The organism is Rhodococcus sp. NPDC019050 (assembly GCF_055664235.1).
The window spans coordinates 59,123-73,793 of the sequence record NZ_JBVOON010000015.1; the positions used below are offsets into that span (position 1 = coordinate 59,123).

8 protein-coding genes are annotated in these 14,671 nt (G+C 67.7%); 5 read left to right on the forward strand and 3 right to left on the reverse strand.

Going from position 1 to position 14,671, the window contains the following annotated elements; all coding sequences use genetic code 11:
* Positions 1–47: 47 nt before the first annotated feature.
* Together AC0B44_RS16025 and AC0B44_RS16030 are read right to left on the reverse strand one after the other, a co-directional pair.
* Positions 48–4,118, reverse strand: a complete 4,071-nt coding sequence (locus tag AC0B44_RS16025; RefSeq protein WP_471903829.1) for a molybdopterin-dependent oxidoreductase — start codon at positions 4,116–4,118, stop codon at positions 48–50.
* Positions 4,119–4,278: 160 nt separating this feature from the next.
* Positions 4,279–5,733 carry a CCA tRNA nucleotidyltransferase gene (locus AC0B44_RS16030; RefSeq protein ID WP_471903830.1) on the reverse strand — a complete coding sequence of 485 codons (1,455 nt, stop codon included), beginning with the start codon at positions 5,731–5,733 and terminating at the stop codon, positions 4,279–4,281.
* Positions 5,734–5,808: 75 nt separating this feature from the next.
* On the opposite strand from AC0B44_RS16030, the gene AC0B44_RS16035 reads away from it, so the two are divergent.
* From AC0B44_RS16035 to AC0B44_RS16055, 5 genes are all read left to right on the forward strand, one after another.
* Positions 5,809–6,414 (forward strand): NUDIX hydrolase, encoded by a 606-nt coding sequence (locus tag AC0B44_RS16035; protein ID WP_471903831.1) that lies wholly within the window; start codon positions 5,809–5,811, stop codon positions 6,412–6,414.
* Positions 6,411–8,831, forward strand: coding sequence for a DUF6049 family protein (locus AC0B44_RS16040; RefSeq protein ID WP_471903832.1), 2,421 nt, complete (start codon positions 6,411–6,413; stop codon positions 8,829–8,831). Before AC0B44_RS16035 ends, AC0B44_RS16040 begins: the two co-directional genes overlap by 4 nt.
* Complete coding sequence (murJ, locus tag AC0B44_RS16045; RefSeq protein ID WP_471903833.1) at positions 8,828–12,640, forward strand: murein biosynthesis integral membrane protein MurJ; 3,813 nt, start codon at positions 8,828–8,830, stop codon at positions 12,638–12,640. Before AC0B44_RS16040 ends, murJ begins: the two co-directional genes overlap by 4 nt.
* A 105-nt stretch (positions 12,641–12,745) precedes the next feature.
* The gene (sigM, locus tag AC0B44_RS16050; protein ID WP_471903881.1) at positions 12,746–13,306 is read left to right on the forward strand and encodes an RNA polymerase sigma factor SigM; all 561 of its coding nucleotides are present in this window, start codon (positions 12,746–12,748) and stop codon (positions 13,304–13,306) included.
* 68 nt (positions 13,307–13,374) lie between these two features.
* Complete coding sequence (locus AC0B44_RS16055; protein WP_471903834.1) at positions 13,375–14,043, forward strand: hypothetical protein; 669 nt, start codon at positions 13,375–13,377, stop codon at positions 14,041–14,043.
* 16 nt (positions 14,044–14,059) lie between these two features.
* Here AC0B44_RS16055 and AC0B44_RS16060 read toward each other — a convergent pair whose 3' ends face one another.
* The gene (locus tag AC0B44_RS16060; RefSeq protein ID WP_471903835.1) at positions 14,060–14,623 is read right to left on the reverse strand and encodes a TetR family transcriptional regulator; all 564 of its coding nucleotides are present in this window, start codon (positions 14,621–14,623) and stop codon (positions 14,060–14,062) included.
* Between the last annotated feature and the right edge of the window lie 48 nt (positions 14,624–14,671).

Below are 14,671 nucleotides of genomic sequence, written 5' to 3' on the forward strand. Positions count from 1 at the left end.
GAGTCATGCTGGCGAGAATACTTCCGCAGATGCGGATGTATCAAGCTTCAGTAGACATCGCGCACGTACCGCTTCTCCGCGACGAGCTGATCGACGTACGCCGCAGCGGCATCCTGGTCGAGCCGCCCGTGCGTCTGCACCACCTCGCGAAGCGTCGCATCGACATCTTTCGCCATCCGCCCGGCATCTCCGCACACCGCGAAGTGGGCACCGTCCTCGAGCCATCGCCAGAGGTGCGCACCCTGCTCGCGCATGCGGTCCTGCACATAGACCTTCTGCCGCTGGTCGCGGGAGAACGCAAGCTCCAGCTTCGTGAGAAAACCGTCCGCGTGCATCTCCTCGATCTCGTCGCGGTACAGGTAGTCGGTGTCGGATCGCTGGTCGCCGAAGAAGAGCCAGTTCCGGCCGGTGTGCCCGGATTCGCGGCGGTCGTGCAGGAACGCCCGGAACGGGGCGATCCCCGTGCCCGGTCCCACCATGATCATCGGAGTGTCGCCGGTCGGGGGGCGGAAGTGCGGGTTGGGCTGCACGAAGATGGGGATGTCGACACCCTTGCTGTGATCGGCGAGGAAGCTCGAGCACACGCCGGCACGATCTCGGCCCTCGAACCCGTACCGGACCACCGACACCGTGAGTTGAACCTCCCGCGGATTCGTCTTCGGGCTCGACGAGATCGAGTACATCCGGGGCTGCAGCCGCGTGAGGATCGGAAGCCATTCCTCCAGCGGCGCCTTGAACGGGTACTCGGCGATGACGTCCATTGCCTGCCGGCCCCACAGCCACCGCTGAAGCTCGATCTTGTTGCCGGGCCGCAGCAGCTTGGCGAGTTCCGGGCTCCCACTCTGGCGTTGCACGAAGCGCAGCAGTTCGGTGGTGGTCCTGGTGATGTCGAGATATCGAGCCGCGGCTTCCCGGAGCGGAACGGTGGGCCGATCGGCGATTCCGACAGGCGCCTCCGGATCGAGGGCGGTCACCTGTAGCCATTCGTCGACGGCCTCGGGTCCGTTGGTCGGCATCACACCGAGGGCATCTCCCGGAGTGTATTCGAACGCCGGATCGAACAACTCGAATCCGAACTGCCGCACGTCTTTCGAAGATCCGGTGCCGCTGAGAGCGATGTTTCGTGTCAGCCGGGTGACCAACGGCGACTTGCGGGTATACGCGGACGTCGGCGCCGGAGCAGGCGGCACCCGCGCATCACCGCGTGCCACCAGTTTCTGCACCGTACCGACCCACTCGTTCGCCTTGTCCTCGAAGTCCGGTTCGCAGTCCACACGCGGGACCATGCGGGTGGCTCCGAGATCGGCAAGCCGTTCGTCCACCTTGCGTCCGTAGCCGCAGAAGTCGTCGTAGCTCGAGTCACCGAAAGCGAGGACCGCGTAACGGGTACCGGCCAGTGCCGGAGCGTCGGCACCGCTCAGATCCCTCCAGAACGCGGAACCGTTGTCCGGCGCGTCACCGTCACCGAATGTACTTGTCACCACGAGCAATTCCGGCACGTGCGCAAGGTCGGTGACGCTCATCGCCGACATGCCGACGACGTCGGCGGCCCGGCCGGCGGCACGCAGCCGATCCGCGCAGAGCTGGGCGAAGGTTTCGGCGTTGCCCGTCTGGGACGCCCACGCGACCACGACGGGGGGCTCCGAATCCTCCGCCTCGCCCGACAGCGCCTCGGCTGCGTCCTCGGCGGGAGCGTGCGCTGCATACATCCCGGCGAGCAGTCCGTCGAGCCACGCCCGTGTGGCCGGCGGGAACGGTGCCGAACGCGGCAGGGTGGGAGCGACCGTGGCATTCGACGAACGCAGACCGGTGAGCAGCCCTGCCAGATAGCCTTTTTCGTCGTCGTCGAACCGCGGGGCTGCGACATCCCCGATCCTGAGTTCCACCGCGATCCGTCCGATCACCGAATCGTCCGTGGCGACGGGCACCGGCGTCGCCGTTGCGGCGACCTTCGTCAGAGCGACGGCACAGACCTTCAATTCGGGTTGTAGCGACGCGGAATCGACGGCGTCGTTCGTCACCGCGTTGATCGCACGGTCGTCCCCGAACAGGTCGTTCCAGTGGAACGGGGCAAAACAGTTGCCGGGCATCACACGGTCGGTCACCACTGCGGGGAGGACGGCACGACCGCGACGCGAGGTGATTTCCACCGCGCCGCCGTCGGAGATCGAATACCGCACCGCGTCCTCGGGGTTAATCTCCACGAACGGTCCGGGGTCGAGCTTGCCGAGCTTCGCGATCTTGCCCGTCTTGGTGAGGGTGTGCCATTGATGTTGCACCCGGCCGGTATTGAGAACGAACGGGTAGTCGTCGTCGGGTAGTTCCTCCGCCGGAAGGTGGGGCCGGGCCAGGAATCGCGCTCGCCCGTCCGGCGTCGCGAAGGCCAGGTCCGGCACGGTTCCGTCGTCGCGGACCACCAGCGATCGGCTGATGCCGTCGTTGAGATAGCGCACCGGATTGCGGTCGCCGGGCCCGTCCGGGGCGGACGGCCACTGCACGGAACCCTGCCGCAGACGGTGGTATGTCACGCCACGCAGGTCGTACCCGGTCTGCGGGTTCCAGAACTGCTTGATCTCCTCGAAGATTTCCTCCGCGCAGGAATAGTCGAAGGCATCCTCGAATCCCATTTCGCACGCGACCCGCGCGATGATCTGCCAGTCGGGCAGTGCATCGCCGACCGGTTCGACGGCCTGCTGCAACAGGTTCAATGTGCGGTCGGACCCGATCGTCACGTATTCCGACTCCGCCCACAGCGCACCCGGCAGGAGAATGTCGGCGTACGAGTTGGTTTCGGTCTCGAGGAACACGTCCTGCGCGATGACGAGATCGGCTTTCTCGAGACCCTCGAGAACGGTCGCCCGGTTCGCGACCGATGCCACCGGGTTCGTGCAGATGATCCAGCAGGCCTTGATGTTTCCCTGTGCCATCTCCCGGAACATGTCGACGGTGCCGGTTCCCGCCTCGGGGCGCAGCGTCCCGGCCGGCAGGGCCCAGCGTTCCTCCACGAACACCCGGTCGGTGTCGGACAGAACGCTGCGTTGACCGGGCAGACCCGGCCCCATGTAACCCATTTCGCGTCCGCCCATCGCGTTGGGCTGACCGGTGAGGGAGAACGGGCCGCTTCCGGTGCGGCAGATCGCGCCCGTTGCCAGATGCAGATTGCAGATCGCGTTGGTGTTCCAGGTGCCGTGCGTGCTCTGGTTGAGACCCATCGTCCAGCAGCTCATCCACTCGCCGGCTTCTCCGATCCACCTTGCGGCAGTGCGGATGTCGTCTTCCGCGAGGCCGGTGACGGCCGCGACGTGAGCGGGGGTGTACTCGGCGACGAGGGCCTCCATCGCCTCCCAGCCCTCGGTGTACTCGTCGACGAAGGCGCGATCGACGTGCCCGTTCTCGACGATCACGTGCAGCAGGCCGTTGAGCAGCGCCAGGTCGGTTCCCGGTGCGATCTGCAGGAACAGATCGGCTTTGTCCGCGGTGGCGGTGCGGCGTGGGTCGACGACGACGAGTTTCGCGCCGCGCCGAACCCGTTCCATCATTCGCAGGAACAGAATCGGATGACAGTCCGCCATGTTGGAGCCGGACACGAAGAACAGGTCGGCGTGGTCGAAGTCCTCGTAGGAACCGGGCGGGCCGTCCGAACCGAGCGACTGCTTGTAGCCCGTGCCCGCGGAGGCCATGCACAACCGCGAATTGGATTCGATGCGACTGGTGCGCAGGAAACCTTTGGCCAGTTTGTTCGCCAGATACTGCGACTCGAGGGACATCTGGCCGGAGACGTAGAACGCGACCGCGTCGGGACCGTGGAGTTCGACGATTTCCGACAGGCGACGCGCGGTTTCGGTGATCGCGGCGTCCACCGGCACCGGGGAGAGAACCCCACCCCGTGCGTCCCGCAGGAACCCGGTCTCGAGCCGGCCTTCCGCCGCCAGCATCTCCGCACTCGTCGCGCCCTTGGTGCACAGGCGACCGCGGTTGGTGGGGTGCTCCTTGTCGCCGTAAGCCTTGACCACCCTGCGGGCACCGGTATCCGGGTCGGTGGCGACGTCGAGCGCCATGCCGCACCCGACGCCGCAGTAGGAGCAGGCGGTCTTCACCGTCGTAATTACGTCCTGCATCCGAGTCTCCTAGCCGGCACCGCGGAACCGCCGGTGCCGTCGCCGATCCGACGCCTTCCATGCTGCGGACTCGGTGTTTCGGATGCGTCAAACGGGATGAGCACGCTGTGACATCTGGCTCACGGGCGACGCGTGGAGTTGTGAGGTGCCGGAAACAAGCTCAGGACTTCGGTTGCTGCTCCCACCACTTCAGCAGTTCGGCCTCGGCTTCCTCGCGCTCGAGAGGACCCCGATCGAGCCGGAGTTCCTTGAGGAACTTCCACGCGCGCCCCACCTCGGGGCCCGGGGGAAGACCGAGGATCTCCATGATCGCGTTGCCGTCGAGGTCGGGACGGACCTTCGCGACGCCCTCTTCCTCCGCGAGCCGCGCGATGCGGACCTCGAGATCGTCGTACGTGGCCTGCAGCGCGGCGGCACGTCGCTTGTTGCGGGTCGTGCAGTCCGCCCGCACCAGCTTGTGGAGCCGGGGGAGGAGATCGCCGGCGTCGTTCACGTACCGCCGCACCGCCGAGTCCGTCCACTGGCCTTTGCCGTAACCGTGGAAGCGCAGGTGCAGGAACACCAGCTGGCCGACGTCCTCGATCATCTGCTTCGGGTACTTGAGCGCACGCATCCGCTTGCGCACCAGCTTCGACCCGACCACCTCGTGGTGGTGGAAGCTGACACCGCCGCCGGCTTCGTTGCGTTTCGTGCCCGGCTTCCCGATGTCGTGCAGTAGTGCCGCCCAGCGCAGCACCAGGTCGGGATCGCCGTCCTCGAGGTCGATCGCCTGCGTGAGCACCGTCAGCGAATGCCAGTAGACGTCCTTGTGCTGGTGATGCTCGTCGATCTCGAGTTTCATCGCGGGAATCTCGGGGATCACCCGCTCCGCCAGGCCGGTCTCCACCATGCATTCGATGCCGTCGACCGGATGGTCGCCCAGGATCAGCTTGTCGAGTTCGGCCCGCACCCGCTCGGCGCTGATGCGCAGGATCTCGTCGGCCATCTCCTTGATCGCCGCCTCGACCCGATCGGCGAGAGTGAAGCCCAACTGCGAGACGAAGCGTGCCGCGCGCAACATCCGCAGCGGGTCGTCCGAGAACGAATCCTCGGGCCGGGCCGGAGTGTCGAGCACGCCCGCGAGCAGCGCGTCCATGCCACCCAGGGGGTCCACGAACTCACCGGCGCCGTCCGGGCCGATCCGTACGGCCATCGCATTGACGGTGAAGTCGCGTCGAACGAGGTCGTCCTCGAGACTCGCGCCGTATTGGACGACGGGATGCCGCGTCACGCGGTCGTACGCGTCGCTGCGGAACGTCGTGATCTCGAGTTGCTCGGATCCCTTGGCCGCGCTGACCGTGCCGAAGTCGATACCGGTGTCCCACTGATGGTCGACGAACCCGCGCAGCAGTTCCTGCACCTTCTCGGGGCGCGCATCGGTCGTGAAATCGAGGTCGTTGCCCAGCCGGCCCAGGACGGCGTCGCGGACGCTGCCTCCCACGAGGTACAGCTCGTGGCCCGCCTCGGTGAAGCGCGCACCCAATGGGGCCAGGACATCGGACAGCGATCGCAGAGTGACGTCGGCTCCGGCGAGCAACCGGGTTCGGCGGTCGGGGTCTGCGGTGGGTGAGTTCACGTCTTTGCACCTTACCGAGCAGGGCGTTCGTGTGGTTGAGCCGGGACCGACGGCGCTACATCTACTATCTATTAGGTGTCGCCCGCCGAACGTGCCAATCGCAACCGCCGCAGCTCGCGGCGTCGTGGCACGCACGCGAAAAAGGCTGCTCAGGGCGGCGCGCCGGGCGTCCCGGGTGCGCCCGGTCCCCGCTTGCGTACCGTCCGCGAAACCTCTGCGGGCGGACTCGTCGTCGACGGCCTCGGTGGCCCACCCGACAAGTTGTGCGCCGCACTGATCGGACGCACCGATCGTCGCGGCCGCCTGCTGTGGTCGCTGCCGAAGGGCCACATCGAGCAGGGCGAAACCGCCGAGATGACGGCGATGCGCGAGGTGCACGAAGAGACCGGGGTGCGGAGCACGGTGCTCGCGGAGCTGGGCAGCATCGACTACTGGTTCGTCACCGAAGGTCGCCGGGTCCACAAAACGGTGCATCACTATCTTCTGCGTTACCTCGGCGGCGAACTGTCGGACGCGGACGTCGAAGTCACCGAAGTCGCATGGGTGCCGCTCCGCGAACTGAGGTCACGACTCGCCTACGCGGACGAACGTAAGCTCGCCGACGTCGCAGACCAGCTCATTGCGGAGATGCATCCCGAGGTGCGTTCCCGCACCGACGAACCGGGGGCCCATCTCGGATGACGGTGGTGTTCTCCCGGGCGGGTGCCGCGGCTCTGGCCGTACTCGCGCTCGTTCTCACGACGATCGGTGTGGCTGTTCCCGCGCCCGTGTCGGCACAGCCGACCGAAGAAAGCCCCGAGTTCCTCGATCTCGACATCGCCGAGATCACCCCGTCGGTGGTGTCGCTGACCAGCGAGTCAGTGGTCACGGTGAAGGGCACCGTCACCAATGTCGGCGACCGCGACGTCGAGGACGTCTGGGTGCGGCTCCAGCGCGCACCCGTCATCTCGGACGCCGCAGCGCTGCGCACCTCGCTCTCCCTCGACCAGTCGGGCTTCGACACCGTCGGTGAGTTCGAGCAGGTCACGGACCGGTTGAGCCAGGGGGACCGGGTCGATTTCACCATCGAACTGCCTCTCCGTTCCGACCTCGAGCCGTCGCTCGGCATCGACACACCCGGCGTCTATCCGTTGCTCGTCAACGTGAACGGCTCACCCGAGTACGGTGGTCAGGCCAGGCTGGACGACGCGCGCTTCCTGCTGCCGGTGCTCGGCATACCTGCCGGTCAGGACACCGAGAGTCCCCGGACCTCTGCCTCCGCTGAGGCGAGCGGCGCCACCGACACGGTGCCCCGGAGCGAGACCGGCACCTTTCCGGCCGTCCCTCCGGAGGTCTCCAGTCCCGTCGCCGTGTCGATGCTGTGGCCGCTCGCGGACACGCCCCGACTCGCATCGGGTGTTCCCGGCTCCGTGAACGAACCCGTCCGCCTCGTCGACGACGTCCTCGCCACGTCCCTCGCCGAGGGAGGGCGACTCGACGGGTTGCTGCGGGCTGCGGAGCGGGCGCTGGAGACGGATCCCCGCGTCACGGAGGGAATGTGCCTGGCCGTCGACCCCGACCTGCTGGTCACCGTGACGAACATGACCCGGGAGTATCTCGTCGTGGACGACCCTGCCGATCCGATGGGGGAGGCGCATCCGGGAACGGGTACCGACGCGGCGATCGCGTGGCTCGGGCGGATCCGGACCCTGGCAGCGACGATGTGCACGATTCCTGTGCCGTTCGCCCAGGTGGACCTCACCGCCCTCGCCGAACTGGACGACCCGTCGCTCACCACCCCCGCATTGGAATCCCCCGGCACCATCGTCGACACGATCCTGCGAACCACGTCTCTCCCCGGTGTCGTCTGGCCCGATTCGGGAGTTCTCACCGAAAGCGCCGGACTCCTCGCTGCCGCGAACGGCCCGGTCACGGCGCTGCTCGCCGATACAGCGGTGGAGGACGGGCGAGCCGGTATGAGCGGCCTGCCCCCGCGCAACAGCGTCCGGGTGTCCGGAGTCGACGGACTGACCGCAGGTCTGTTCGATGCGGCCGCCGCAGCAGCCCTCGCGGGCATGGGCGACGAGCCGACAACCCCCTCCTTCGTGACCAAGTCCGCGCGCTACGACCTCGGTGACGACTCCGCGACCGCCCGGTTCCAGGACGCGCTCGGCGCGCTGGCGTGGCCTGCGCTCGTTCCGTCCGTGAACGACGCGACCGGGCTGCCGCTGCCGCCCGCCGGCCGGTCGGTGTTGTTCGCTCCGCCGCAGGTCTGGTCGCCGTCCCCGGACGAAGCCTCCGCCACGCTGTCGATGATCTCGTCCCTGGTCCGGTCCGGCACCGCGACCACGCGTCCCTTCGCCGATTTCGTTGCGGCGGCCGCCGCTACCGCCGACGACCCGAACGCGTCCCTGCTCACCTACCCGGAGCAGGCGGTCACCGACGGGGTGTCGGAAGAGGTGCTCACGATCGCGGCCGAGCAGCCACCGCGACTCGACGCACTGCAGGCGGCGATGATCGAGGATCCCCAGGCTCAGCTGACCCCGCAGGAGTTCCTCGCGCCGCTGCGGGAGGACCTGTTGCGCGCGATGTCCTCGGCGGGTCGTCGCGGTGAAGACCCCGAGGGCGCGGCCGACGCTGCGAATCTCCGCGCTGTGGAGGTCGAGGAGGCCGTGGACGGAATGTTCGCAGGGGTGACGGTGCTCTCACCGGGCGGTGTGTACACCCTGACTTCCGAACAGAGTCCCCTACTGTTGGTGGCGCGCAACGATCTGCCCGTGGGCATCACCGTGCGATTGAACGTGGACGCGCCCGCGGCGATGGAGATCACCGACATCGGGCCGACCCAGCTTCCTCCGCGCGGTAGCCGCACCCTGACGGTGCCCGCTCAGATCAGCGACTCGCGGAAGCTCGAGCTCGAGTTCTCGCTCACCACGGACTCCGGCCTGTCTCTCGGCAGTCCGACGAACGTGACGGTACGTTCCAATGCGTATGGCCGGATTCTCGCCATCGTGACGGGCTGTGCGGGAGCGCTCCTGCTGTTCCTGGCGGGCAGGCGGCTTCTGCACCGGTTCTGCGGGGAGCCGGATCCAGCCGACGAAGGGTACGAACGAGAATGACGGGGAACGCGACCCGCGACGACGTGAAGTCACCGACGACTTCACCGGACGTCACCGGTGCAGGTTCCAAGGGCCGGAAGGCTCCGAGTCTGCTCGCCGCCACCGGTTCGATCGCCGTCGCCACCCTGGTCAGCCGCATCACCGGGTTCCTCAAGCAGCTTCTGATCCTCACCCTGCTCGGTGCGAGCGTCGCGTCCTCGTTCACGGTCGCCCACCAGATCCCGAACATGATCTCCGAGCTCGTCCTCGGCGCCGTCCTCACCTCGATCGTGGTGCCGGTGCTCGTGCGAGCCGAACGCGAGGACCCGGACGGGGGCGAAGCATTCGTCCGGCGTCTGTTCACCGCGGCGGTGGTGCTGCTCGGCGGTGCCACCATCCTCGCCGTGGCCGCTGCGCCGCTGCTCACCACCCATGTCTTCCTCGACGACTCCGGCAAGGTGTCGACGTCGCTGACGACCGCCCTGTCGTACCTGCTGTTGCCGGCGATCGTGTTCTACGGACTGTCCGGCCTGTTCACCGGCATCCTGAACACGCGGCAGGTGTTCAAGCCGGGAGCTTGGGCCCCGGTCGCGAACAACGTAGTCGTGCTGCTGGTGCTGGTCGTCTACTACTTGATGCCCGGAGAGATCACCCTCGACCCGGTGCGCATGAGCGACCCGAAGCTGCTGGTCCTCGGACTCGGTGTGCTTCTCGGCGTGATCACCCAGGCGATGTGCCTCATTCCCGCGCTGCGCCGTGAGGGCATCAACCTGAAGCCGCTGTGGGGCCTCGACGACCGCCTGCACCAGTTCGGCGGGATGGCCGCGGCGATCGTGCTGTACGTGCTGATCAGCCAGATCGGCATGATCTTCGCGACCAACATCTCGTCGGGTGCCGACGCCGCGGGCCCCGCGATCTACAACAACGCCTGGCTGCTGCTGCAATTGCCGTACGGCGTACTCGGCGTCACCGTGCTCACCGCGATCATGCCGCGACTGAGCCGCAACGCCGCCGAGGGCGACACCCCAGCGGTCGTCGACGACCTGTCGGTGGCGACGCGCATGACGATGATCGCGCTGATTCCCATCGTCACGTTCCTCACCATCGCGGGCACGCACGTCGGCACCGCCCTCTACGGGTACGGCAACTTCGGCGCCGGCAACGCCTCGCTCCTCGGCCAGGCCGTGAGCTGGTCCGCCTTCACCCTGATCCCGTATTCCCTGGTGCTCATCCACCTGCGCGTGTTCTACGCGCGCGAGCAGGCGTGGACGCCGACATGGATCATCCTCGGCATCACCGCCGTCAAGATCGGTCTGTCGGCGCTCGCACCGGTGGTCGCGACCAACGACCAGCAAGTCGTCGTCCTGCTCGGCGTCGCAACCGGCATCGCCTTCACCTGCGGCGCGTTCATCGGCGGCTTCCTGCTGCACCGCACCCTCGGCGACCTGCGGATGGCCAACGTGGGCCGCACGATCTGGCACGTGGTGCTCGCGTCGGCGGGAGCGGCCGTCGTCGTCCTCGTCGCCGACAGACTGCTGCAACTCGACGCCCTCGCCGAACGCTTCGGCGGGCTCGGCTCGATGGTGCGCGTCGCGATCAGCGGTGTGCTGATGCTGCTCGTCGCACTCGTGGGCATGTACCTGTTCAAGGTGCCCGAAATCATGGCGATCGAGGCCGCAGTGCGGCGCAAGATCGCCGCCGTGCGCGGTGGCGGCGCGGACGAAGCCGAACTCGAAGACAGCGATTCCACCGGAACGTCGCAGGACGGTCGCCCGGTGGCTCCCGTCCGCCGGCGCTTCGCCTACGACGCGTACCCCGAGTCGGATCTCGAAAAGACCGTCGTCCTGCCGCGGATCGACTACGGCGATTACGGGGTCGGGCCGTACGACGCGATCACCGAAGTCATGCCGGCGATCAGAGACGTGCCCCGTCCCGTCGAGGCGCAGCAACAACTCCCGTACCCTGGTCAACAGCAGATTCGACACGGGCGCCGTGGTCCGCGCTACTTCGCGGCCCCCACCGGCGATCCTCGTCTCCGCACCGGAAGTGGACGAGTCGACAACGAAGGAGTGAGGGTGAGCGACGACGACCACGCTGCCGGAAGGTCCACCATCGACTCGTCACAGCAGACGGGATCGACGCCGGCCGGCAGCGAGCAGCGGCCCACACCGCCGCGGCCGACCCGCGACACCCACCACGACACCGGAGTCATCCCGATCGGATCGCCGCAACTCCCGCCCGTCCGAGTCCCCGGTTCGGCCCCTCGCCGGACGATGCGCGGACCCGAACTCATCGCAGGCGCGTCCGTGGCCGGTGGCCGCTACCGCCTTCTGTCCCCGCACGGCGGTGCGCGCGGACTGCGGTTCTGGCAGGCACTCGACGTCAAGCTCGACCGTGAGGTCGCACTGACGTTCGTCGACGCCGAGCAGAGTGCAGCCGACGGCACCGGGCCCGATTCCCCGCAGGCCATCCTCTCCCGCACGCTGCGACTCGGCCGGATCAACTCGCCCGGTCTGGCACGTGTCCTCGACGTGGTCCGCGGAAGTTCGGGCGGCATCGTCGTCGCCGAGTGGACGCCGGGCCGTTCGCTGCGCGAGATGTCCACGACCGAACCGTCGCCGCTGGGTGCCGCTCGTGCCGTCCGTGCCCTCGCAGCCGCCGCCGAAGCCTCGCACCGAGCGGGCAGCGCGCTGTCGATCGACCATCCCGACCGGATCCGGATCAGTGTCTCCGGCGACGCGGTCCTGGCGTTCCCCGCGACCTTCTCGGACGCCGACGCGGTCTCCGACGTGCACGGTCTCGGAGCGAGCCTGTACGGACTCATCACCGGGCGCTGGCCCCTCGACGAGCCGACCGCACCCGGTCGTCCCCCGGCACCGCACCACAGCGGCGCGACCATCGGCGGTATGCCGGAGGCCGATCGCGGCGCCGACGGCAAGCCCGTCGAGCCCAAGGTTCTCCGCCCCGACATTCCCTTCGAAATCTCCGCTGTCGCCGTGCGCGCCCTGAGCACCGACGGTGGCATCCGCACCGCGGCCACCGTGCAGCACATCCTCGACCAGGCGTCGGTGGTGGATCAGAAGACCGACTTGATCCCGGCGCTGCGCATCGGCCAGCGCACGAGCATGGCCGAAACCCACGCACTTGCCGATCCGGAAGCGCTGGAACAGAAGAAGAAGCACTCCCAGCGCATGCTCGTCGCGCTGATCGGCCTGGGCATCACGACGGTCGTGCTGCTCTCGCTCATCGGCTGGTGGATCACCAATCTTCTCGCCGGCGACACGAGCGACGCTCCGTTGACCAGCCAGGAATTCGGTCTCACGCCGACTGCCGAAGCGCCCGCGGCACCCGAGTCCGCGCTGTCGGAAGAGGCGGCACCCGCAGCGGCGGGTGGACCGATCCCGGCGTCCACCGTGTCGGTGTTCTCCCCGCAGGGCACCCCGGACTCGCCTGCGTCGGCCTCCTTGGCGATCGACGGCGATCCCGCCACCTCCTGGAGCACCGACGCCTATTTCGATCCCTTCCCGTCCCTGAAGAGCGGGGTCGGTCTGCTGGTGACTCTCGATGACGCCGCGACGCTCGAGTCGGCGAAGATCACTTCGAACTCGCCCGGCACGGTGCTCGAGATCCGCAGCGCGCCATCGGATTCGACCACCCTGGACCAGACGCAGGTGATCGGTTCGGCGACACTGGGATCCGGCGAGACCGAGATCCCGCTCGACACCGACGGACGCACCTCGCATGTGTTGCTGTGGATCACCGGCCTCAGCTCCGACGGTGGGAGCAACAAGAGTTCGATCTCCGAGGTCGAGTTCACCGGCTCCGAGTAACCCGTCGCCCCGAGCGTAAGCCGGGGCAACGGTCGTGCGATCGGCTACCATCCGCGCGTGCGAATTTTCGGGGGGATCGCAAAAATCGCCGTGCCCGACGACTCTCTGTCACCAGAGGTCTCGGGTACGTCCGTGTCGGACGCCGCTCTGCTGGCGGCGCACGCGGCCGGCGATCGGGAGGCTTTCGCGACATTGTTGTCGCGCCATTACGACCACTTGTGGCAGGTGGCGCGACGCACCAGTTACTCACCCGAGGACGCGGCAGATTCGCTGCAGGAGGCGCTGCTGTCGGCGCACCGGATGGCCGCGAACTTTCGCCAGGACGCTGCGGTGCGCAGCTGGATGCACACCATCGTCGTGAACGCGTGCCTGGATCGCATCCGCCGCAACAAGGTTCGCCCGACGGTACCGCTCTTCGCCGACGACTCCGAGAATCCCCGGGCGGTACGGGATTCCATTCACGACACTGAGTTGGCACTGGATGTGAAGACGGCACTGTTCACACTTCCCCCGGACCAGCGGGCCGCGATCGTGGCGGTGGACGTGGAGGGATACTCGGTGCGGGAAGCGGCCGAGCGGCTGGGTGTGCCGGAGGGGACGATCAAGAGCAGGTGTGCGCGGGCGCGCCGCAAACTGGCGGTGATGCTCGGCGACCTTCGGGAGTGAGGGAACCGAACACGAGTCCGAATCGTCTTACTCTGGTGAGGACACCCGATCCGTCGAGGAGAACGCGCATGAACGAGGACGAGTTACCCCGTCCGCCGTACTCGCACGACCTGCTCGCCGATCTGCACGCCGGCGTCCTGGACGACGACGTGGCCGAACGACTCTGGCCGCTGGTACGCGCCGACCCGGAGGCTGCCGCAGTCGTGGGACATCTCGACGCGATCCGGACGCGACTGGGTGGGCTGCGAGAGCGCGAACCGACGGAGTCGATCCCTCCGGAGGTCGCCGCGCGGATCGACACCGCGCTCGCGACTGCGCGACGACGACCCGCCCGGACCTGGATTTCCGGAGCCGGTATCGCCGCGGCAGCGGTGTTCGCCGCTGTGTTCGCGATCGTCCTGATCCATTCGGCACCCGGGGGAGACGACGCCGGCAGCGACGCCTACGCCGCTCCGGAGAGCGATGCCGTGTTCGATCCGGCCGCGTTGCGCTCGATGGTCGGCAAGACCTCGCTCGGTCCTCTGTCGGACGAGGTGAGGCTCCGGGAGTGTTTGGGCGCCAACGGTTTCGATTCTTCATACCCGGTACTCGGTTCGCGTCAAACGGAATTCCGCGAGCGCGACGCCGTCCTGTTGCTTCTCGGCGGACCCAACCCCCCGCAGCTGACGGCGGTGATGGTCGGAACGGAATGTGGCGCAGCCGATCCCGCTACCCTCGCGATTCACACCATCGGTTGACCACCAGCACCACCGTTCAGTCGGCGATGGTGAGCAACAGATGAAGGATCCTCGCGCGCAATGCCGGAGTGTCGTCCTCGGCCGCGATCAATCCGGTGAACAGCGCAGTACCGGCGGCCATCACGAGCGCCGCGCGCGCATCGAGTTCTGCGTCTCCGTCGCCGTTCTCGGTGAACAGCGCGGTACTGGGTCCACTGAAAGTGCGCCACAGCGCGTTTCGCAGATCTTCGTGATCCCGCAGCGCCGCGAGTAGACCGGGGAGTGCCGCACGGACCTCCGGTCGCGAGAAGAGTTCGTTGCTGCCGGCGACCACCCATTCGATCCACCCTTTGCGGTCGATCCCGTCGTACGGGGACAGGTCGGGCGCCGAGCCGAGCAGAGCGTCGAGGACCAGGTGTGCCTTGCTGGGCCACCGTCGAGTCAGTGCGGCGCGTCCGACACCCGCGCGTGCGGCGATCGCACGCATGCTGAGACCGTCCCATCCGTCCCGGACGAGCATCGCGCGGGTGACCGCGAGAACTTCGCTGTCGATTCGGGGGTCTCGTGGGCGTCCGGGGTTCGCAGTGGGAGGAGCTGACATCGGCATCTCGTGTGAGTGGGACCAGACGGAGCCTGGAGTGTGATCGGG